16 protein-coding genes are annotated in these 20,818 nt (G+C 69.5%); 8 read left to right on the top strand and 8 right to left on the bottom strand.

Annotated elements, in window-relative coordinates; translation table 11 throughout:
- Nucleotides 1-48 precede the first annotated feature (48 nt).
- Together ACFHVL_RS09160 and ACFHVL_RS09155 are read right to left on the bottom strand one after the other, a co-directional pair.
- A complete protein-coding gene (locus tag ACFHVL_RS09160; protein ID WP_416626956.1) occupies nt 49-2,139 on the bottom strand; it encodes a glycogen debranching N-terminal domain-containing protein in 2,091 nt (696 codons plus the stop codon).
- Nucleotides 2,087-2,524 (bottom strand): SCP2 sterol-binding domain-containing protein, encoded by a 438-nt coding sequence (locus ACFHVL_RS09155; protein WP_416626954.1) that lies wholly within the window; start codon nt 2,522-2,524, stop codon nt 2,087-2,089. The genes ACFHVL_RS09160 and ACFHVL_RS09155 overlap by 53 nt, the downstream gene beginning before the upstream one ends.
- Nucleotides 2,525-2,716: 192 nt before the next feature.
- Here ACFHVL_RS09155 and ACFHVL_RS09150 point away from each other — a divergent pair, with 192 nt between their 5' ends.
- The gene (locus tag ACFHVL_RS09150) at nt 2,717-3,931 is read left to right on the top strand and encodes a S8 family peptidase (protein ID WP_416626952.1); all 1,215 of its coding nucleotides are present in this window, start codon (nt 2,717-2,719) and stop codon (nt 3,929-3,931) included.
- A 77-nt stretch (nt 3,932-4,008) separates the two neighbouring features.
- On the opposite strand, the gene ACFHVL_RS09145 is transcribed toward ACFHVL_RS09150, so the two are convergent.
- On the bottom strand, nt 4,009-4,983 hold the full coding sequence (locus tag ACFHVL_RS09145) for a pyridoxal-phosphate dependent enzyme (protein ID WP_416626951.1): 975 nt from the start codon (nt 4,981-4,983) through the stop codon (nt 4,009-4,011).
- Nucleotides 4,984-5,476: 493 nt separating this feature from the next.
- Between ACFHVL_RS09145 and ACFHVL_RS09140 the strand changes: the two genes are divergently transcribed.
- The 3 genes from ACFHVL_RS09140 (at nt 5,477) to ACFHVL_RS09130 (ending at nt 11,744) form a co-directional block, all read left to right on the top strand.
- Complete coding sequence (locus ACFHVL_RS09140) at nt 5,477-6,928, top strand: endo-1,4-beta-xylanase (RefSeq protein WP_416626949.1); 1,452 nt, start codon at nt 5,477-5,479, stop codon at nt 6,926-6,928.
- Between the two features lie 234 nt (nt 6,929-7,162).
- Nucleotides 7,163-9,220, top strand: a complete 2,058-nt coding sequence (locus ACFHVL_RS09135) for a DNA gyrase/topoisomerase IV subunit B (RefSeq protein WP_416626947.1) — start codon at nt 7,163-7,165, stop codon at nt 9,218-9,220.
- A 40-nt stretch (nt 9,221-9,260) separates the two neighbouring features.
- Nucleotides 9,261-11,744 (top strand): DNA gyrase/topoisomerase IV subunit A, encoded by a 2,484-nt coding sequence (locus ACFHVL_RS09130; protein WP_416626945.1) that lies wholly within the window; start codon nt 9,261-9,263, stop codon nt 11,742-11,744.
- A 20-nt stretch (nt 11,745-11,764) separates the two neighbouring features.
- Here ACFHVL_RS09130 and ACFHVL_RS09125 read toward each other — a convergent pair whose 3' ends face one another.
- The 5 genes from ACFHVL_RS09125 to ACFHVL_RS09105 are packed head-to-tail and all read right to left on the bottom strand — an operon-like array spanning nt 11,765 to nt 16,100.
- Nucleotides 11,765-12,682 carry an aldo/keto reductase gene (locus tag ACFHVL_RS09125; RefSeq protein ID WP_416626943.1) on the bottom strand — a complete coding sequence of 306 codons (918 nt, stop codon included), beginning with the start codon at nt 12,680-12,682 and terminating at the stop codon, nt 11,765-11,767.
- Between the two features lie 49 nt (nt 12,683-12,731).
- On the bottom strand, nt 12,732-13,721 hold the full coding sequence (locus tag ACFHVL_RS09120) for a glycosyltransferase 87 family protein (protein ID WP_416626942.1): 990 nt from the start codon (nt 13,719-13,721) through the stop codon (nt 12,732-12,734).
- Nucleotides 13,718-14,359, bottom strand: coding sequence for a class I SAM-dependent methyltransferase (locus ACFHVL_RS09115; protein ID WP_416626941.1), 642 nt, complete (start codon nt 14,357-14,359; stop codon nt 13,718-13,720). The genes ACFHVL_RS09120 and ACFHVL_RS09115 overlap by 4 nt, the downstream gene beginning before the upstream one ends.
- Nucleotides 14,359-15,093, bottom strand: a complete 735-nt coding sequence (locus tag ACFHVL_RS09110) for a polysaccharide deacetylase family protein (RefSeq protein WP_416626940.1) — start codon at nt 15,091-15,093, stop codon at nt 14,359-14,361. Before ACFHVL_RS09110 ends, ACFHVL_RS09115 begins: the two co-directional genes overlap by 1 nt.
- Complete coding sequence (locus ACFHVL_RS09105) at nt 15,090-16,100, bottom strand: glycosyltransferase family 2 protein (RefSeq protein WP_416626938.1); 1,011 nt, start codon at nt 16,098-16,100, stop codon at nt 15,090-15,092. The genes ACFHVL_RS09110 and ACFHVL_RS09105 overlap by 4 nt, the downstream gene beginning before the upstream one ends.
- Nucleotides 16,101-16,425: 325 nt before the next feature.
- Here ACFHVL_RS09105 and ACFHVL_RS09100 point away from each other — a divergent pair, with 325 nt between their 5' ends.
- The 4 genes from ACFHVL_RS09100 to ACFHVL_RS09085 are packed head-to-tail and all read left to right on the top strand — an operon-like array spanning nt 16,426 to nt 20,818.
- Nucleotides 16,426-17,742, top strand: coding sequence for an aspartate aminotransferase family protein (locus tag ACFHVL_RS09100; RefSeq protein ID WP_416626936.1), 1,317 nt, complete (start codon nt 16,426-16,428; stop codon nt 17,740-17,742).
- Nucleotides 17,736-18,779 (top strand): NAD-dependent epimerase/dehydratase family protein, encoded by a 1,044-nt coding sequence (locus ACFHVL_RS09095; RefSeq protein WP_416626934.1) that lies wholly within the window; start codon nt 17,736-17,738, stop codon nt 18,777-18,779. Before ACFHVL_RS09100 ends, ACFHVL_RS09095 begins: the two co-directional genes overlap by 7 nt.
- 13 nt (nt 18,780-18,792) lie before the next feature.
- Nucleotides 18,793-19,782: a UbiA prenyltransferase family protein gene (locus ACFHVL_RS09090; protein WP_416626932.1), complete on the top strand. Its 990-nt coding sequence runs from the start codon at nt 18,793-18,795 to the stop codon at nt 19,780-19,782.
- Nucleotides 19,783-19,807: 25 nt separating this feature from the next.
- The gene (locus ACFHVL_RS09085; protein ID WP_416626930.1) at nt 19,808-20,818 is read left to right on the top strand and encodes a glycosyltransferase family 2 protein; all 1,011 of its coding nucleotides are present in this window, start codon (nt 19,808-19,810) and stop codon (nt 20,816-20,818) included.

Here is a 20,818-nt window from a genome sequence, read left to right as displayed (position 1 = left end):
GGCCGCGCCGGGGCGATTCGGCTGCTTCGGCGCCCGGCGCCCGGCGGGCTAGTAGTGGCTTCCGCCGTGACCGAGGCGGGCCAACAGACGGGTGTGCTGCCGGCTGCGGTGTTCGGCACGTCGGCCGAGGGCATCTGCCCGCCCCCACCGGCCGGGAACGTCGAGCAGCTCGATCCGTGGTATCGAGGCTGGTAGATGTGGGTCGACCCCCAGATGGTCCGCGTACGGGGTAAGCCCGAGCATGGTCCGCAGCAGGAGCAGCATCGCCCCCGCCGACCAGCCCTGCGGGCTGCACGCCGTCGGGTACTCGACGGGGTACCCGGTCGTCTCCCGCCGGTAGCCGGCGAACGCCTCGGGCAGGCGCCCGTCGAAGTACTCCGACGCGTCGATCATGCCTTCGGCGATGCGCGCCGCCTCGGCGGCGAAGCCGTAGCGTTGCAGACCCCACGCGATGATCGAGTTGTCGAAGGGCCAGACCGTGCCGACGTGGTAGCCGACCGGGTTGTATCGCGCCTGGCTCTCGGCCAGGGTGCGTACGCCCCAGCCAGTGAACATGTCCGGTCCGAGCAGGTGGTCGGCGATCCTGCGGGCGCGCCCGGAGTCGACGATTCCGCTCCAGAGCAGATGGCCGATGTTCGACGACAGGGCGTCCACCGGGGTGCCGTCGGGGTCCAGCGCGAGTGCGTAGTACTCGCCGTCGGCGACCCAGAAGTCACGGTTGAACCGGCACTTGAGGTCCGCGGCCTCCCGTTCCAACCGGTCGGCGTAGGCCGGGTCGTTCCAGAACTCGCGGGCCAGCCGGGCACCGCGCACCTTCGCGTCGTAGGCGTACCCCTGCAACTCGCAGGTGGCGCGCGGTAGCGCCGACAAGCGACCGTCCCGGTACGAGATCGAGTCCCAGGAGTCCTTCCAGCACTGGTTCTCCAGCCCGTTGCGGGTGTTGCGCCGCCAGTAGGAGATGTAGCCGTTGCCGAGCAGGTCGCCGTACTCGTCGATCCAGTGCAGGGCGTTGCGGGCCTGACGTTCGAGGCCGCGGACCAGGTCGGCGTCTCCGCTCCACCGTTCGTACTCGTCGAGTAGCACGACGAACAGCGGCGTGGCGTCGGCCGAGCCGTAGTACGGGGTGTGTGGCTGCTCCTGGAAGGCCGCCGACTCCCCGTACCGCAGCTCGTGCAGGATCTTGCCGGGTTCCTCTTCGCGCAGGTCGTCGAGGCTGCCACCCTGCAGCGACCCGAGCAGGCGGAGCACCGGCGGGGTCAGCAGGGGCAGGAACGGCATGGTCTGCAGGCTGATGAAGATGCTGTCGCGGCCGAACAGGGTCATGAACCAGGGCAGCCCGGCGGTGGGGATCGGACCGGTGGCCGTCAGCGACGCGTAGCGCATCGCGGCCAGATCGATCAGGCTGCGCTCGTAGGCGGTCTGCAGCGGTTCACTGTCGGTCAGCAACTGCGGTGACCGGTCGAGCCAGTGTTCCAGCTCTTGGCGCATCTGGGGCCGGGCACGGCGCCGGTAGGCGCCCCACACGGTGGGCGATTCGCAGTCACCGCCGTTGATGATCGGGTCGACCCGGAGTTCGGTCTGCCACTGACCGCGGGGCTCCAGTCGGATGTCGAAGGTCATACCGCCGTCGTCGATGCGCACCGGCGAGGTGCTGGAGACGATGGTGTCGCGGCGGAAGGCCTCCCGCTGGTAGGTGTAGCGCAGTTCGCCGTGCTCCCGGTGTGCCGTCTTCACACCCTGCTTGCCCTGGACTTCCTTGATCTCGAACAGGTCGGCGAAGTCGGTGTCCATCTCCACCCGCAGGCAGATGGCGGCGGGCGCGATGTCGTGGTTGAACACCGTGAGGCGTTCGACGAACGTCGCCCCGATCGACTGTTCGCGGATGACCGAGACCTTGGCGTCGACGTAGTGGGTGGGGCGGCCGGGAACGAGGAAGAAGCGGGTCTCGAAGAAATGCAGGTCGTCGCGGGACAGGACGTTCAACCGATCCCCGTCGACCAGCAGCACCCACGTCGACAGGAACCGGGTGTCGAACGAGAACAGCCCGGTCGGGAAATCGGGTGACTGGGTGACGTCGCCGCGTTCGTCAGTGACGACGAACGTGTTCCCGTCCAGGATGCTGACTGTCTTCTCGTTCATGCGCTGCACCCCTATCGGCGGCGAAGTCCTTCGGGTGCTGCCCGGGCGGGGCACCCGCGAACAGGACTCTCGAGATCTGGTCCGCGATGCCCAGGTCTCCCTCCACCACGAGTGCGTTACGGAACAGCATGGGGATGAACCGGTCCTGTCCGCAGGCCAGCCGATCGAACAGGGCACGGTCACCGATGATCGTCGCGTCGGGTTCGGCACCGGTCGACGACACCTGGACCTTCCCATTGTCCAGGCTGACAAACCAGTGGGTCGTCTCCCGTTCGCAGCGCACGTCGAACCGGACGGTGCCGCGCAGATGTGGTGGCAGCCGGACCAGGACGGACCCGTCGCTTCGGGCCAGTTGGTCGAGTGCGTGCTCGAGTGTGTCGGCCATCGACGCCTCACCTCCCGCTCGGTGCGTCCCTGGACGACCCTAGGTGCCGGACCGGGCCGGCGGATCGCCCGCGGTGGGTGAGGTTCAACAAACCTGTAGCCGCTGATCTCTTATCGGATCAGGTGGATCAATATAGCCTGTCGTCATCGCGAATGATCATCTATGCCAGATGATCTGCCCTGAGGAGGCTCTGTGTCACAAGCACGTCTACGACGCCTGCGTCGCGTCGTGGCTGCCGCCACCGCCAGCACGGCCGCCGTCGTCATCACCCTGCTCGCGCCGCCGCAGCCGGCGATGGCTGCCGGCGGGCCGTACCGGGCCATCGCGCTGCCGATCACCACCCCGCGGGCCGCGTCGGACGTCACCGTCATTGCCGGGGCGTACGTCGTCACGATGAAGCCCGGAACCGACGCGGCAGTGCCGGTCCGCGCGTTGCGGGCGCGCCCGACGGCGTACTTCCGTAGCGCGCTCAACGGCTTCGCGGCCCGGCTCACCTCGGCCCAGGTGGCCGAGTTGTCGCACAACGCCGACGTGCTGAGCATCGAACGTGACGTGATGCAGTCGAACGTGGTCGACGCGACCCAGACCAACCCGCCGACGTGGGGGATCGACCGGATCGACCAGGCGGGCCTGCCGTTGTCGTCGAGCTACACCTACGACTCGACCGGTGCCGGGGTGCACGCGTACGTCATCGACTCGGGAATCCAGGCGAACCACCCGGACTTCGGCGGCCGGGCCCAGTTCGCGTACAACTCGATCGACGGCAACGACACCGACTGCAACGGACACGGTACGCACGTCGCCGGCACCATCGGCTCGACGACGTACGGCGTCGCGAAGAACATCCGGCTCCACGGCGTGAAGTGGCTGAACTGTTCCGGTGGAGGCACCCTGTCGAGCGCCATCGGCGCGGTCGACTGGGTGACGGCGAATGCGGTCAGGCCGGCGGTGGCGAATGCCTCCTGGAACTACACCTACAGCGCCACCCTGGCCACCGCGCTGACCCGGATGATGGGCAGCGGGGTCTTTCTCGCCGCGTCCGCCGGCAACACGGGCGGCGACTCGTGTGACCGGCTGCCGCGCAATCTCACCGCCACACTGGTGGTCGCGGCCACCACCTCGACGGACGCCAGGGCCAGCTACTCGTCGACCGGTTCGTGTGTGGACATCTACGCTCCGGGGTCGTCGATCGTCTCGACGTACCCCACCTCGACCACCAAATCGGTGAACGGCACCTCGATGGCGTCGCCGCACGCCGCCGGCGTCGCGGCGCTCTACAAGGCCACGTACGGTGACGCGACCCAGTCGACGGTGCACGACTGGATCGTCTCGAACGGATCCACCGGTGTGGTGACCGGTAGCCTGTCCGGCACCCCGAACCTGTTGCTCAACAAGCGGTCGCTGTAGTCGCCGAGCGTGCGCTGTCGCGGCGCGCCGGTGTGACTACCGTGCCGGCCACCCGACCGTCGGGTGGCCGGCAGCGGTCAGCTGGCCGGGCCCAGCAGAGTCATGAAGCGCCTGGTGTCGATGTTGCCGCCGGAGATGATCAACCCCATCCGGGCCGGTGCCGGGGCCAGCCGCCCGGCGAGCAGCGCGGCGAGGCCGGTGGCCCCGCTCGGCTCGACGACGATCTTCATCCGGTCGAAGGCGAACCGCATCGCCGCGCGGATCTCGTCGTCGTCGACCAGCACGATGTCGTCGAGCAGCCGCTGGTTGATCGAGAAGGTCAACTCCCCGGGGGTCTCGGCGGCCTGGCCGTCGGCGATGGTGCGGGGCACCGCGATGGCGACCCGCCGGCCAGCGGCAAGCGACCGCCTGGTGTCGTCGCCGGCGGTCGGTTCGACTCCGATGACCTGGATCCCGGGCTGTGTTCCCTTGCCGGCGACGGCGGTGCCGGCGGCGAGTCCGCCACCGCCGACGGGCACCAGCAACGCGTCAAGTGGCCCCACCTGCGCCATGAGTTCCAGGGCGGCGGTGCCCTGTCCGGCGATGACATGCGGATGCTCGTACGGCGGGATCAGCGCCAGGCCCCGGTCGGTGGCCAGCGCCGCACCGATGGCGACCCGGTCGCCGGTGTACCGGTCGTAGGTGACGACCTCTGCTCCGTAGCCGGTCACCGCTGCCATCTTCGACTCCGGGGTGTCCTGTGGCATGACGATGACCGCGGTGGTACCGAGCTCCCGGGCGGCGAGGGCGACGGCCTGGGCGTGATTACCCGACGAGTAGGCGGCGATGCCCCTGGCCAACTGCGCGGGTGAGAGCCGGGAGATCGCGTTGTAGGCGCCGCGGAACTTGAACGCACCGATCCGCTGCAGGTTCTCACACTTGATGAACACCTCGGCGCCGGCCAGCGCGTCCAGCGTCCGGGAGCGCAGCACCGGGGTGCGGTGCGCTACCCCGGCGATCTGGTCGGCGGCGTCGTGCACGTCATCGAGGGTGACGGTGGGAATCTGGGACACGCTTCTTCCTCCACGGGCTCGGATCTGACAGAGTTCCACACAGCGGTCGGGCGAGTCGCAGCTGACCGGCGGGTCTCCATGCCGCATTGTCCGGGCGCGGCGGGTACCACTGACGCCGCAGCGCGACAGGTACCGCTGCGTCATCGCGCGGGCGCGGGCGACGGTGGTCGCCATGGTGGGCGCCCGTTGGTCCTCGTACCGGCGGGAGCCGCCGAAGTCGAAGTCAGGGGCCGGCTGGCCGCCGGCCCGGGCTGATGCCGGCCAGGCGACCGAGAGTTTCGAAATGTTCCGGTGCCGCCTGCTGCCGGAAAATCGCTGACGAGGCGGTACTCCCTGGTGTGCCACCGGTCTTGCGAGTCCACTCGCCCGGCGCCGCGACTCATTGAGCTACCGGAACATTTCCGTTAGCATCGCTCGACAGGACTTCGACCAAAGTCGATGTGTTGCTGAGGTTCGTGCCGTCCTGATCCCGCACTGAGAGGCAATCACAGACATGATCCATCAATCCGCCAGCAGATCGAGGAGAAGAGGCCCCCGGGCCGCGTTGGCCTCGATCGCGGTCGTCGCCCTCGCGGCCGGCACCGCCATGCTGTACGCGACGTCCGCCAGCGCTGCCGAGGCGACCCTCGGGGCGGCTGCGGCCCAGTCCGGGCGGTACTTCGGTGCCGCCGTCGCGGCCTACAAGCTCGGCGACTCGACGTACGTGAACATCCTGAACCGGGAGTTCAACAGCGTCACCGCCGAGAACGAGATGAAGCTCGACGCGACCGAGCCGCAGCAGAACCAGTTCAACTTCACCAACGGTGACCGGATCGTGAACCACGCGATCTCGCGTGGCATGGCGGTGCGGGGTCACACCCTGGCCTGGCACTCGCAGCAGCCGGGCTGGATGCAGAGCATGGAGGGATCCGCCCTGCGGTCGGCGATGCTCAACCACGTCACCCGGGTCGCCACCTACTACCGGGGCAAGATCCATTCGTGGGACGTGGTGAACGAGGCGCTCGCCGACGGTAGTTCCGGCGGCCGGCGCAACTCGAACCTGCAGCGCACCGGTAACGACTGGATCGAGGCGGCGTTCCGGGCCGCCCGGGCGGCCGATCCGGGCGCGAAACTGTGCTACAACGACTACAACATCGACAACTGGTCGTGGGCCAAGACGCAGGCGGCGTACAACCTGGTGCGCGACTTCAAGCAGCGAGGCGTGCCGATCGACTGCATCGGTCTGCAGTCGCACTTCAACAGTGGTTCGCCGTACCCGTCGAACTACCGCACCACGTTGTCGAGCTTCGCCGCGCTGGGTGTGGACGTGCAGATCACCGAGCTGGACATCGAGGGTTCGGGTTCGGCGCAGGCCAACAGCTTCCGTGGTGTGGTCAACGACTGCCTGGCGGTGGCCCGCTGCACCGGTATCACGGTGTGGGGCATCCGGGACAGCGACTCGTGGCGGGCAAGCGGCACGCCGCTGCTGTTCGACAACAACGGCAACAAGAAGCAGGCGTACGACGCGACCCTCGCCGCGCTCAACAGCGCCACCCCGGTCCCCACCACGGCGCCGCCGACGACCGCGCCACCCACCACGGCGCCGCCGACGACCGCGCCACCCACCACCGCACCACCGACGACCGCGCCACCACCGACGACCCAGCCGCCGGGCGGTAGCTGTTCCGCGACGGTGTCGCTCAACCAGTGGCCGGGCGGGTTCGTGGCGACCGTGCGGGTCACCGCCGGATCCTCCGGCACCAACAGTTGGGCGGTGACGATGACGATCCCGTCCGGGGCGGCGGTCACCAACACCTGGAACGCCCAGGCCAGTGGCAGTACCGGCTCGGTGCGCTTCGCCAACGTGTCGTACAACGGTCGGATAGCCGCCGGGCAGTCGACCGAGTTCGGCTTCCAGGGCACCGGTACCGGCAGCGGGATGACACCATCCTGTAGCTCCAGCTGACGGACTCCACCGATGGAGCCGGTACGCGAATGCCATTCGCGTACCGGCTCCATCGCCGTACCGGCGGCCTACCGCGCCCGGCCGGTTGGCCCCGGCCCGGCCCGACGCGGCGTCGTCTGGGGCTATGGTTAGGCTCGTCAGGCGGTGGCCCACCGGCCGCCGAGTCCTACCCGCTGGCGGCCAGGTGCCTCCGGCGCGACGGGACAAGCTGGCCGGCACCGGGAGTTCGACGCGTTGACTGCACAACCTGAGACGCTGTACGGAGCAGACGACCTCACCCACCTCGAAGGGCTGGACGCCGTCCGCAAGCGGCCCGGCATGTACATCGGGTCCACCGACAGCCGGGGCGTCGGACACCTGCTCAACGAGATCCTCGACAACTCCACCGACGAGGGGATCGCCGGACACGCCAGCCGGGTCGAGGTCACCCTGCACGCCGACGGTTCGGTGCAGATCGACGATGACGGCCGGGGTATCCCGACCGACGTGCACAGCCGGTCCGGCCTGTCCGGGGTCGAGCTGGTGCTGACCAGGCTGCACGCCGGTGGCAAGTTCGGCGGCTCCGGGTACAAAGCCTCCGGTGGCCTTCACGGCGTCGGTGCCTCGGCGGTGAACGCCTTGTCGTTGCGGTTCGACGTCCAGGTCAGCCGCGCTGGCCAGGTGTTCGAGATGTCCTTCCAGCGAGGCGTCCCGGGGGTGTTCGACGGCGTCGGGCCGACCGCCGGATTCACCGCGACTTCCGGTCTGCGCACGGTGCGCCGGATGAAGCGCGGCGAGGCGACCGGGACCTCCATCCGCTACTGGTACGACGCCCGGTACTTCGACGCCGGTGCCGTCCTCGACGTCACCGGGGTACGGACCCGGCTGCGCAACACCGCGTTCCTCGTGCCCGGGGTCACCTACGTGCTCCGGGACGCGACCGGTGAGGAACAGGTGGAGGAGGTCTTCCACCACCCCCGGGGCCTGGCCGAGATGGTGGAGTTCCTCACCCCGGACGCCGACCGACCGGTCAGTGGCACGCTGCTGATCACCGGCACCGGCACGTACAAGGAGAACGCGGCCGACGCCAACGGGGTGATGCAGTCCGACGTCGAACGCCGTGCCGAGGTCGAGGTGGCGCTCGCCTGGAGCACCGGCTACGAACGTGTGGTCGAGTGCTTCACGAACACCATCCGCAACGTGCACGGCGGGACCCACCGCCGGGGTTTCGAGCGGGGCGTGGCCCGAGCTGTCGTAGAGGCCGTCCGCAACACCCGTGGCCTGCTCAAACCCAAGGAGGATCCGCCGACCGTCGACGACGTACTCGAAGGCATGACCGCCGTCGTGCACGTCCGGATCCCCGAACCGCAGTTCACCTCACAGACCAAGGACGAGCTGTCCACCGCCGGCATCACCCGGGTGGTGCAGGGCGTCGTCGAGCGCCACATCAAGGCGTGGGTCGAGGACCGCAAGACCCGTGCCGAAGCCCGTACCGTGCTGCAGAAGGTGGTCGACGCGGCCCGGGTCCGGCTCACCCAGAAGCAGCAGAAGGACGCCGCCCGGCGCAAGACCGCGTTGGAGGGCGCGTCCATGCCGCCGAAGCTGGTCGACTGCCGATCCACCGGGTTGGACCGCAGCGAGTTGTTCATCGTGGAGGGTGACAGCGCGCTGGGTTCGGCCCGGATGGCCCGGGTCGCCGAGTACCAGGCGCTGCTGCCGATCCGGGGCAAGATCCTCAACGTCCAGAAGGCCAATCTGGCCGACACGTTGCGCAACGCCGAGGTGGCGGCCATCGTCCAGGTCCTCGGTGCCGGCACCGGACGTACCTTCGACCTTCCGGCGATGCGGTACGGCCGGGTGATCCTGATGGCCGACGCGGACGTGGACGGATCCCACATCCGTACTCTGCTGATCACTCTGTTCGCCAAGTACCTCCGTCCGGTGATCGAGGCGGGGCGGCTCTACGCCGCGATGCCGCCGCTACACAAGATCACCACCAAGGGTCGTAACGCGGAGACGATCTTCACCTTCACCGAGTCGGAGATGGAGCAGACCGTGCGGCGGCTGGAACGCGCCGGCCGGCAGATCGTCACCCCGGTTCCCCGGTTCAAGGGCCTGGGCGAGATGGACGCCGACGAGCTGTGGGACACCACCATGAACCCCGCCACCCGCGCCGTGCGCCGGATCACCCTGGCCGACGCGGAGGCAGCCGACCGCACCCTGGAGTTGCTGATGGGGGAGAAGGTCGAGCCCCGCCGCAACTGGTTGATCGACTCGGCGAGCCGGGTCGACCAGGAGAACATCGACGCCTGAGCACCGCCCCCGCTCAACCGAGGAAGCGCTGGAAAAGCCGATGGCACGTAGCAGGAACAAGCAGTCCCAGGTCGACCTGTCCGCGTTCGACCAGGCCGGCGCCCGGGTCCTGGACAACCCCCTGACGACCGAGATCCAGGACTCCTACCTGGAGTACGCGTACTCGGTGATCTACTCCCGCGCGTTGCCGGACGCCCGCGACGGGCTAAAGCCGGTGCACCGGCGCATCCTCTACTCGATGAGTGAGCAGGGCTACCGCCCGGACCGCGGCTACGTCAAGTCGGCCCGGGTGGTCGGTGACGTGATGGGCAAGTTCCACCCGCACGGCGACACGGCGATCTACGACGCGATGGTCCGGCTGGCGCAGCACTTCTCGCTCAACGTGCCGCTCATCGACGGGCACGGCAACTTCGGGTCGCCCGATGACGGTCCGGCGGCCAGCCGGTACACCGAGGCGCGGATGTCCCGCCCGGCGATGCTGCTCGTCGGCGAACTCGACGAGGACACCGTCGACATCAAGCCCAACTACGACGGTTCGCTGACCGAGCCGAAGGTGCTGCCGGCGGCCTTCCCCAACCTGCTGGTCAACGGCGCGTCCGGGATCGCGGTCGGGATGGCGACCAACATGATCCCGCACAATCTCGGCGAGGTGGTCGCGGCCGCCCGGTGGCTGATCCGTCACCCGGATGCCGACCTGGACAAGCTGATGGAGTTCGTGCCCGGTCCCGACCTGCCCACCGGTGGCCTGCTGCTCGGCCTCGACGAGGTGCGACGCGCCTTCGAGACCGGTCGGGGCGTGGTGCGGATGCGTGCCAAGGTGCAGATCGGTCCACTGGAAGGCAGCCGCGGCCGCCAGGCGATCACCGTCACCGAGCTGCCCTACGGCGTCGGCACCGAACGCATCATCGAGAAGATCACCGAGGAGGTCAACAAGACCAAGCGGCTGCAGGGCATCGCCGACGTCAAGGATCTGACCGACCGGGAGAACGGCACCCGGCTGGTCGTCGAGTGCAAGATCGGCGTCAACCCGCAGGCGTTGCTGGCGGACCTTTACCGGCTCACCCCGATGGAGCAGTCGTTCGGCGTCAACAACCTGGTGCTGGTCGACGGGCAGCCGCGCACCCTGGGGCTCAAGGAGTTGCTGGAGGCCTTCCTCGCCCACCGCTACGACGTGGTCGCCCGGCGCAGCTCCTACCGGCGGCGCAAGCGTCAGGAGCGGCTGCACCTGGTCGAGGGCCTGCTGATCGCCCTGCTGGACATCGACCGAGTGGTGCGGCTGATCCGGGCCAGCGACGACGCGCGGGCGGCCCGGGACGCGCTGATGGCCGAGTTCGGCCTCTCCGAGGTACAGGCCGGGTACATTCTCGACACCCCGCTGCGGCGGCTCACCCGCTTCGACCGGATCGAACTGGAGGCCGAGCAGGATCGGCTGCGCGGCGAGATCGCCGACCTGTCGCGGATCTTGGACGACCCGGCGGTGCTGCGCAAGGTGGTCTCCGACGAGTTGGCCCAGGTGACCAAGCAGTTCGCGACGCCGAGGCGCACCACGCTGATCGACGGGGATCTCAAGGAGGTGCTGGCCGCGTCGGTGCCGGCCGGCCCGCTGGAGGTCGCCGACGACCCCTGCCAGGTGATCCTCTCCGCGACCGGGCTGGTCGCCCGGACCGTCGCCGAGAGCGAAGAGTCCGTCGAGGACGCCCGGCGCAACAGTCGGGCCCGCCACGACGCGGTCCAGGCCGTCGTGCCGGCCACCGCACGCGGTCAGGTGCTGCTGATCACCAGCACCGGGCGGGCGGTCCGCACCGACGTACTGCCGTTGCCGGTGCTTCCGCAGCGGTCCGGCACCGTCTCGCTGTCCGGCGGCATGCCGGTCGCCGAGCTCGTGCCGCTGCTCGCCGGTGAGCGGGTCGTCGGCCTGGCACCGGCCGCGCAACGCGACACCCCGGGGCTCGCCCTCGGCACCCGGCAGGGCGTGGTGAAGGTCTGCGCGCCGGACTGGCCGGTGCGCGCCGACGAGTTCGAGGTGATCGGGCTGCGCGACGGTGACGAGGTGGTCGGTGCCACCTGGCTGACCGATGGCACCGAGTCCCTGGTGTTCGTCACCACCGATGCCTCGCTGCTGCGCTTCGCGGCGAAACTGGTCCGCCCGCAGGGGCTCAAGGGCGGGGGGATGGTCGGGGTCAACCTCGCCGCCGACGCGCAGGCGCTCTTCTTCGCGGCGGTGCGTACCGACGATCCGGTGCACGGGGAGCCGATGGTGGTCACCTCGACCGGACGCGGGATCAAGGTCACCCCCTTCGCCGGGTTCCCGGCGAAGGGGCGGGCCACCGGCGGGGTGCGGGTGCACCGGTTCCTCAAGGGGGAGACGACGCTGGAGTTGGCCTGGATCGGGTCACGCCCGGTCGGTGCGACCCGGTCAGGCGAATCCGTCGCCCTGCCGCCGGTCGACCCGCGACGCGACGGCTCCGGCACCCCGGTGATGCTTGCCCCACAGGTGGTCGGTCACCTGCTCGAACGCGGTTGACGCCGGGCAGGGTGGACTCCTCACCAGTCCAGCGGTCGGGCGGCGAGCCGGCTGTCGTACCAGGCCCGGATGGCGGTCACCGCTGCGGCCGGCAGCGGCCCGTCCGCCGCCGCCGCGATGCTGCTGCGCAGTTGCGCCACCGACTTGCTGCCCGGGATGACCGTCGACACCGCGTCGTAGCTCAGCAGGAACCGCAACGCGCCGGACAGCAGGCTGACACCGTCGGGTAGCAGCGCCCGGAATTCGTCGACCAGGCTGGCGCGCAGTGCGATGTCGTCGCGCGACCAGCGGTCCCGTACGTCGGTGAAGATACTGTCCGTGGTGTAGCGCCCGGACAGCCAGCCGGACTCCAGCGGAACCTTGACGATCGTGCCGGCACCCAGGTCGCGGGCCCGGCCCACCGCCGGCCAGGGTTCCTGGTACAGCGCGGACAACCGCACCTCGAACGCGGTCGACGCACTGCTGTCGAGCACCGTGTCCAGGTCGGCGCTCCAGTCGACCGAGGCGCCGTACGCCCGGATCACGCCGTCGTCCTGGAGCCGCTGCAGCACCTCGTAGTGGTCGCTGCGCCGGCCGTCGAGGATCTCCGGCGGCGGGTTGTGCAGCACGACGATGTCGACGTGGTCGACGTTCATCCGTTCGGCGCTGCGCCGCACCGACGCCTCGATCTCGGTCGACGACCAGTTGTCGCTGCCGTCGGGCAGGTAGCCGAACTTGGTGCAGATGACCGCGTCGTCGCGGCGGCGACCGGCCAACGCCCGCCCGATGTTGAGCTCGCTGCGCCCGTCGGCGTACCCCGGTGCGGTGTCGATGAAGGTGACCCCGTTGTCCAGGGCGGTGTGAACGATCCGTACCGCCTCGGCCTCGTCCGGTCCGTCCGGCCACTGGGTTGAGCGGCCTAGCTGCCAGGCGCCCAGGCCGATGGCGCTGACCTTCATGCCGGTCGTTCCAAACGGTCTTGTGTGCACGATCGTGTCCCTTCACGAATCAGGAGTGGACTCTTGCGACAGCGTATCGACGATCATCGGCCGCCGCGGACCTGTCGCGGTACAGGCGCCAGGCGGCGGCACCGAGACCGGTGAGCGCCAGCAGTACGTACAGGTTGCTGTAAACCAGACCGAGGCCGGTGAACCGCAGGTCCCACCCACCGGGGCTCGCCAGCACCCAACTGGTGCTGGCGACCAGAGTCACCCAGACGACCATCGCGGTGATCGTGGCCCCGCGGTCCCGGTGTTCCCGGGCGTGCCGGGCGAGTAGCAGCAGCGCCGGCACCCACCACACCCAGTGGTGGTGCCAGGAGACCGGGGAGATCAGCAGGCCGGTCGCCGCGCAGGCGAGCACGGCGGCCAGCTCGTCGCCCGCGCGGTGGTAGGCCACGGCGACCGCCATCCCGGCCGCGCCGGCCAGCGCCGCCACGATCAGCCACGCCAGGCCCGGCTGCGGATCGTCGGCGATCCGGGTGACCGCGCCGGACAACGACTGGTTGAGGATGGTACGGGGGTCCCCGGTGACCCGGGTGGTGTCCAGCAGCCCGCCCGACCAGAACCGGGCCGAATCCGCCGGTCGCCAGGCGAACCCGAGTCCGATGGTGGCGGCGAACGCGGCGACCGCGATGCCGGCGGCGCGCCACCGTCCGGTCAGCACGAGGTAGCCGACGAAGATCAGCGGGGTGAGCTTGATCCCGGCGACGATGTGCAGGTGGCCGGCGACGGCGAACGGTCGGAGCAGCAAGGCGGCGAACGGCGGGTAGGTGAAGCCGAGGGCAGTGCCGTCGGGCGTGTGGTGCACCGCCTGGTAGAGCTCACCGGCGCCCGCCGCGACAGCGCCCGCCCGGTACGCGCCGAGGTCGCCCCAGAACATCCCGGTGACGTGGTGCAGAGCCGCCGCCGCCGCACCTGCCGCCACGGCGACGATGGTGGCGAGCAGCCGGGGATCGGTCGACGATCGCTGGGTGTCCGGCGTTGGCGCCGCCGTCACGACGGACTCGACGCGTTGCTGTCCGCCGGGTCGGTGGTGCCCAGCGCCAGGACGACGCGGCGGTCCGGTCCGGCGGGGAGTTCGGCGTGTACGGCGAGCCCACAGCCGCGCAGCGCGCGTAGTAGGTCGGCGAGGCCAGGACTGTCGACATCGTACAGCCAGACGAGCACCTGGCCACCCGGGTCGAGGAAGCCGGCGGACCGGCGTACCAACCCGACCGCCTCGTCGACGGTGAAGTAGTAGAGCACCTCCCGAAGCAGCACCGCGTCGTAGCGGGCGGCGGTGCGGTAGCTGAGCAGGTCGGCGGCTTCGAACGAGGTGCGCGGGCGGCGCAGCGACCGGGCCCGGCGGATCGCGGCCCGGCTGATGTCCACCCCGTGGTAGTGCCGGTACCCGTCGGCGGGCAGCGCCAGGTTGACCGTCGTGCCGCAGCCCAGGTCCAGCACCCGGGGTCGGGGGACGACCTGTCGGGCGAACTCCAGTGGGGTGGGATCCTGGCCGTGGTCGAGGTAACGCCACAGGCCCAGCGCGTACTGCAGGTCCCACACCACGGCGTTCAACCGGGGGTATGGGCGGACCAGGACGCGCAGCGGCCAGTTGAGTACGCGGGCTGCGAGCCGGAAGATCGGGTGTGCCATCACGCCTCCCGGGCGGTGGGGGGTTGGGCGGGGACCGGGACGAACCGCAGCCCACGGTGCAACAGCCGGGGGATCACGGTCGTCAACGCGGTCACGGTCTGCGATCGGTCGCCGCCGCCGTCGTGGCAGAGCAGGACGTGCCCGGAGCCGGCCCGGGACAGGACCCGGGTGATGCGACCGGCCCCGGGCTCCTTCCAGTCGCCGGAGTTGACCGTCCAGTCCACCGGGGTGAGGCCGGCCGCGACGGTGGCGGCCAGCACATCGGTGGACCATCCGCCGCTGGGCGCCCGGAACAGTCGTGGGACGACACCGGTGGCGTCGACGATGTGCTGCTGCGCCTGGTCGATCTCCGTGCGCAGGACGCTGGAGGGCAGCGCGGCGAACGGCATCGGATGGCGCATCGAGTGGTTGCCGATCTGGTGTCCGGCCGCCGCGATCCGGCGGGCCAGCTCGGGATGCTCGGCGACCCGTTCGCCGATCAGGAAGAAGGTGGCCGGTACGTCGTACCGGGCGAGCAGGGTCAGCACCGCCGGGGTCCACCTGGGATCCGGGCCGTCGTCGATGGTGAGCGCGACGCGACCGTCGGCCACCCGGAACACCGGCCAGCTCCGCCGGGCGGGCGGGGTCACCGGCTGCAGCCGGTGGTAGGTGCGCAGGCCGAGGAACGCCGCCTCCAACACCTTCGCCCGCCATCGCGGCAGTTCACCGGTCGGTGCGGCGGCCGGCTCGGTCATCGGTCCGCCGTCGGGGTCACGTGTCGGGTGGGCCCGAAGTCCCGGTCCAGCAGGAAGCGCGTACCGCCGACCGCCGCTCCGCCGACTATCGCCAGATGGACCAGGAAGTGCAGACAGAGGAACAGACCGAGGAAGGCGGTGCCGCGTTCGCGTCGGACGAACCGGGCGAGGCCGGGATCGGCGGTAGCGAACCAGAGCAGGCCGGCGCCGGGCACCGCCAGCAGCACGGGAGCCAGCACCACCAGCGGCAGGGTGACCAGTACGGCGGTGGTGGCAAGCACCCCACCCATGCGGTTGGCGCGCAACCCGGCCGGTCCCCGTTCCCGGACCGCGACCGGCACCAGCAGCTGCGAGCGGCTGAACTGCTTGCGCAGCAGCGGGCCAAGCCGGCTGTCGTCGTCGTGGTGGCAGGTCATGTCGGCGGACAACCAGATGCCGTGCCGGTCCGCCATCCGGTCGCTGATCTCGACGTCCTCCGAGGCACGTAGGCGTTCGTCGAAGAGACCGACATCGTCGAAGACGCACCGGCGGACGACACACAGCGCGAAGATGGCGGTACGGACCCGTCCGGTGTTGATCGCCCGCCAGTAGTGGGCGTGCAACAGCCGGTAGGCCTCGACAGGTCCGTCGTCGTACAACGGCTCGGTGAGATAGATGCCGTGGACACAGTCGACGGCTGGCTCGTCGGCCAGGACGCGTAGCGCGGTCGCGAGCGCAGTGGGGGTGGGTGCGCAGTCGGCGTCGACGAAGAAGATCAACTCGCCGGTGCTCGCCTTGATTCCCCGGTTGCGGGCGGCCGCCGGACCGCTGTTGACCGGGGTCTGAAGTAGCCGGACCGGAAACTGGCGGGCGATCTCGCGGGTCTGGTCGGTACTCGCGTCGTCGACGACGATCACCTCCACTGGTGGAAGCGTCTGCGCGTACACCGCTGACAGGCACGCGTGCAGAGTGCGTTCGCTGTTGTAGGCCGGAATGACGACTGAGACGTGCACAGGCACGGACACCACCTTGGAATGTCGGACCCACCCGGGGACTGTGCCGCACCGGACTGGGCGTGACGCTAGTCGCGACGGTGGCGTTGGTCAATTGCCACAGCATCTCGTCCAGTCCGGTTCCAGTCTCGATTCAGTGCCGATCCAGTGGTGCTTCAGTCGATGGGGGAAAGATCTCCACTGGCGGAAGTATGCCGCACCGGTGTGTAGGGTTCCGTCAGTTCTTGAGAGAGGGTCGGTAATGTCGAGTTTGTTCACTGTCGAAGACTGTGACGGATTGTCGGTCAGACAGGTGCACGATCTGTACCGGCAGTTCGTCAATCGAAGTCAGGTCGGCCTGATGACCTCCTTCGGATTCGGGCGTGAGCTGGTCGACCATGCCGAGGGGGCGTACCTGCATCTGCGCGACGGCCGCCGGATCCTCGACTTCACCGGCGGCGTGGGCGTGCTCAACCACGGGCACAACCACCCCCGCATCATGGCGGTCCGACGACGCTTCGCCGAGCATCGGCGCATGGAGGTCCACAAAACCTACTTCTCGCCGTACGTCGCGGCGCTGGCGCACAACCTCGCCGAGGTGCTGCCCGGCGATCTGAACATGTCGTTCCTGCCGAACTCCGGGGCTGAGGCGGTCGAGGGTGCCGTCAAACTGGCATACAAGTATCACAACGGTCGTCGGAACACGATTCTGCGTGCCGACATCAGCTTTCATGGCAAGCTGCTGGGCTCCGGCAGCCTGACCGGAGGTGCCCAGAACCATTTCGCATACCCTGGACTGTCTGGCGTGGTCACCTTCGGATACGACGACCTCGACTCGGTACGTGACGCAGTTGCCGCGCATCCCGACGATGTGTACGCCATCCTGATCGAGCCCTTCAGCGCCTCCACCATGCGTTGGTGCTCGGAGGAATTCCTGCGCGGACTGCGTGACCTGTGTACCGAACAGCAGATCGTCCTCGTGTTCGACGAGATCTACACCGGCTGGGGAAAGACCGGGAGCATGTTCTACTTCATGCGTCACCCCGGCCTGCTGCCGGATGTGCTGACCACTTCGAAGTCGTTCGGTGGTGGAAAGTCGTCGATCTCGGCGTATATCGCCCGGGAGCAGATTTTCCGTAAGGCGTACGACAACCCGGTGGACGCGCTGATGCACGCCACCTCGACCACCTACTACGGCTTCGGCGAGGAATGCGCGACCGCGATCGAGGCGGTCAACATCGCCGTCGAGGACGACTATCCGGGCCGGGCGCGGCGCATCGGGGAGCTCCTCGGCGCGGGCCTGCGCCGGATCGCCAAGCAGCACCCCGAATCGGTGGCCGACGTCGCAGGCTCGGGCGCGCTCTGGGGGATGTTCATCGACGGCGGCCCGAAGGCGCTGGACCTCGCGGCGAAGCTGGCACCGGCCGGTCTGGCCCGGGATCCGCGGCTGCGGACCAAACTGGTCACCTGCGCGGTGATCAACGCGCTCTACCGGGACCACGACATCTACACCTACTACACCCTCAACGGTGCCAGCCCGCTGGTGGTGGGACCGCCGCTGGTCGCCTCGGACGACGACGTCGAGTACTTCCTGGACAGTCTCGAAACGGTGCTGGGCCAGGGACTCACCCGGTTGCTGACCCGGTTCGTCGCGCAGAAGGTCGGCTCGCTGTGGTGATCGCGGTCACCGGTGCCGCCGGCATGCTCGGCTCCCAGGTCGTCGCCCGGCTGACCGGGGACGGGGCCGAGGTGGTCGGCATCGACCTGCGCGAACCCGCTGCCGCTGCCCCTGGCATCAGCTACCGGCACCTGGTCGGCGACGTCCGTGACCCGGCGGTGCTGCGGATCGCCTTCGGTCGTGTCGACGCCGTCGTGCACTGCGCGGCCGCCCTGCCCAGCTACCCCGCCGCGCAGATCCGCTCGATCGTGGTCGACGGCAGCCGAGCGGTGCTCGACGCCGCCCGCGCCGCCGGCGTGCCCCGGCTGGTCTACATCTCCTCCACCGCCGTCTACGGCCTGCCCAGACAGGTGCCGACCCCGGAGGACCACCCGTACGCGCCGGTGGACACGTACAGCACGGCGAAGGCCGACGCCGAACGCCTGGCGTTGGGCTACCGCGACGCCGATCTGGTGCTGCCGGTGTTGCGCCCGAAGACGTTCCTCGGTCCGGGCCGGATGGGACTGTTCTCGATGCTGTTCCAGTGGGCGCAGGAAGGGCGCAACTTCCCGGTGCTCGGCGACGGTCGGGTCCGGATCCAGATGCTGCACGTCGCCGATCTGGTCGACGCGATCGTCACCGTGTTGCGGGCACCGGCGGCGGTCGCCAACGACACCTACAACATCGGGGCGGCGCAGTTCGGCACCCTGCGCGACGACTTCCAGGCGGTGCTCGACGCCGCCGGCCACGGCCGACGGGTCGTGTCGCTGCCGGCCCGGCCGACCCGGGCCGCCCTCGGCCTGCTCGAGCGCGCCGGTCTGTCTCCGGTCTACGGTCGGTTGCTGCACAAACTGATGGACGACTCGTACGTCGACATCGGCCGTGCCCGGCGACGACTGGACTTCACCCCACGCCACAGCAATCAGGACGCGGTACTGGAGGCGTTCCGCTGGTGGCAGGCGCACCGCACCGGCGGCGCGGCACCCACCTCCAGCGGCCGGACCAGCCGTGACCCCTGGCGGCAGGGCGTTCTCGCCGCCGCCAAGTTCTTCTTCTAGCCAGGAGGCTCCGATGAGCGCGGTCGAGGTGGCGGCACAACCCGAGACCTCCACGACGGCGACCGGACAGACCGGCGGCCGAACCCCGGCCGGTGTGGCCGGCCGGTTCGTCCGGGCCGGCCGCACCGGCGCGGACCTGACCACGCTGACCAGGCCACACCAGTGGTCGAAGAACCTGCTCGCTGTCCCGGTCGCGCTGCTCGACGCCCCAGGTTGGAGCGCCGCGACGGTGGGGCGGGTCGGGTGGGCGGTGTTGTTGTTCACCGTGGCGTCGTCGTTGGTGTACGTGGTCAACGACGTGGCCGACCGGCACCTGGACAGCGGTCATCCGGCCAAACGTGCCCGGCCGGTGGCCAGCGGGCGGATCACCCCCGGCACCGCCTGGTCGTTCGCCGCCGCGCTCGCTCTGTTGCTCGTCGTCGGCGTCGCGGCCGGCCCGGCGCTGTCCTGGTGGCCACTGGTCGGCTATTTGGCGCTGAACCTGGCCTACAGCCGGTGGCTCAAGCACGTCCCCCTGGTCGACATCTGTGTCGTCGGCGCCGGGTTCGTGCTGCGGGTACTGCTCGGCTATGCCGCGACCGCCGGGCCGGTGTCGGCCTGGTTGCTGACGACGGTGTTCGCCACCTGTCTGGTGCTGATCCTCGGCAAGCGGCGCCAGGAACTCGCCGTCGACGGCGCCGCGCACCGGCCGGCCCTGCGCGGCTACAACCTCGGCCTCGCCGACCAACTGCTCACCGTGAACGCCACCGTCGCGGTCATGGGATTCCTGCTCTACCTGCACACCGACGCCCCGGTCGGGGTGCACCGCAACGCCCTGCTGCTCGCGGCGGTGCCGCTCGTCACGTTCGGAATCTCCCGCTATCTGCAGGCCGTGCTGGTGCGCCGCAGCGGTGGCGACCCGGTGCGCACCCTGCTGCGCGACCGGCTGATCGTCGCCACCGCCGCCGTACTGATCGTGGCCTTCGCGGCCGCCCTGTTCGCCCATCAGAATCCGTCGTCCTAGCCGAGTCCCGAAAGCGGTATATCTCATGTCCGATCCGCTCGTGTCGGTCATCGTGCCGAACTACAACTATGCCCGGGCGCTGAAGCTGTGCCTGTCCGCGTTGCGCGCCCAGACGTATCCCAACATGGAGATCGTCGTCGTCGACGATCGCAGCACCGACGAATCGGTCGCTGTCGCCGAGTCCTACGGCGTACGGGTGGTGCGTACCCCGGTCAACGGCGGGCCGTCGGTCGCCCGCAACCTCGGCGCGGCGAACGCCAACGGCGAGATCCTGTTCTTCGTGGACTCGGACGTCGCCGCCAAACCCGACGCGGTGGCCAACGCGGTCGCGCTGCTCACCGAGCGACCGGAGATCGGGGCGGTCTGCGGCAACTACGACCCGGTGCCGCTGATCCGCGACAGCCTGGTCGAGGAGTACCGCTGCATGCAACAGTCCTACTGGCTGATCGCCGACGAGGGACGCATCTACACCATGTACACGGCGTTGCTGGCGATGCGCACCGAGGTGTTCCGCGAGATCGGGCCGTTCAACCCACGGCTGCGCGAGACCGAGAACGCCGACTACGGTTTCCGGCTGGCCAGCCGCTACGAGATCTGGCTGACCCCGGCGGTGCGCGGCGTACACGACCACGACCACGAACTACGGGTGATGATCCGCAAGGTCTTCACCCGCACCATGCTGCACATCCCGATGTACGCCCAGAACCCGACCTTCCCCGGCGGCCTGCGCAGTGGTCCACGCGCCTGGAGCAGCGTCGCCGCGCTGCTGGTGGTCCTCACCGCCGTGCTGCCGGTGCTGCTCGGCGCGTGGTGGAGCGTGCTGCCGCTCGGCGCGGCCGCCGCCTTCCTGGCCTGCGACTGGCCGATGTACCGGTTCGTCGCCGCCCGGCGCAACCCGCTGTTCGTCGGCTACTTCGCGGCCATGCACTTTCTCCTCAATGTGGTGATGGCGATCGCCGCGGCCACCGGTTTCGCCAGCTACCTCACCTCGCGGGCGTTCCGGCGGCTCTACGACAAGCCCGCGCAGGTGGTGTGA

The sequence above is a fragment of the Micromonospora sp. LOL_023 genome (assembly GCF_048060115.1).
Taxonomy (GTDB): domain Bacteria; phylum Actinomycetota; class Actinomycetes; order Mycobacteriales; family Micromonosporaceae; genus Micromonospora_E.
The sequence above is the reverse complement of the archived record's forward strand: the minus strand, read 5'-3'. Positions and strand labels throughout refer to the sequence as shown.

Bases quoted from the DNA above. Each gene is read 5' to 3' on its own strand.
- ACFHVL_RS09140 (WP_416626949.1), top strand. From the start codon at position 5,477: ATGATCCATCAATCCGCCAGCAGATCGAGGAGAAGAGGCCCCCGGGCC.
- ACFHVL_RS09130 (WP_416626945.1), top strand. From the start codon at position 9,261: ATGGCACGTAGCAGGAACAAGCAGTCCCAGGTCGACCTGTCCGCGTTC.
- ACFHVL_RS09110 (WP_416626940.1), bottom strand. From the start codon at position 15,093: ATGACCGAGCCGGCCGCCGCACCGACCGGTGAACTGCCGCGATGGCGG.
- ACFHVL_RS09125 (WP_416626943.1), bottom strand. From the start codon at position 12,682: ATGAAGGTCAGCGCCATCGGCCTGGGCGCCTGGCAGCTAGGCCGCTCA.
- ACFHVL_RS09100 (WP_416626936.1), top strand. From the start codon at position 16,426: ATGACCTCCTTCGGATTCGGGCGTGAGCTGGTCGACCATGCCGAGGGG.
- ACFHVL_RS09155 (WP_416626954.1), bottom strand. From the start codon at position 2,524: ATGGCCGACACACTCGAGCACGCACTCGACCAACTGGCCCGAAGCGAC.
- ACFHVL_RS09090 (WP_416626932.1), top strand. From the start codon at position 18,793: ATGAGCGCGGTCGAGGTGGCGGCACAACCCGAGACCTCCACGACGGCG.
- ACFHVL_RS09115 (WP_416626941.1), bottom strand. From the start codon at position 14,359: ATGGCACACCCGATCTTCCGGCTCGCAGCCCGCGTACTCAACTGGCCG.
- ACFHVL_RS09160 (WP_416626956.1), bottom strand. From the start codon at position 2,139: ATGAACGAGAAGACAGTCAGCATCCTGGACGGGAACACGTTCGTCGTC.
- ACFHVL_RS09085 (WP_416626930.1), top strand. From the start codon at position 19,808: ATGTCCGATCCGCTCGTGTCGGTCATCGTGCCGAACTACAACTATGCC.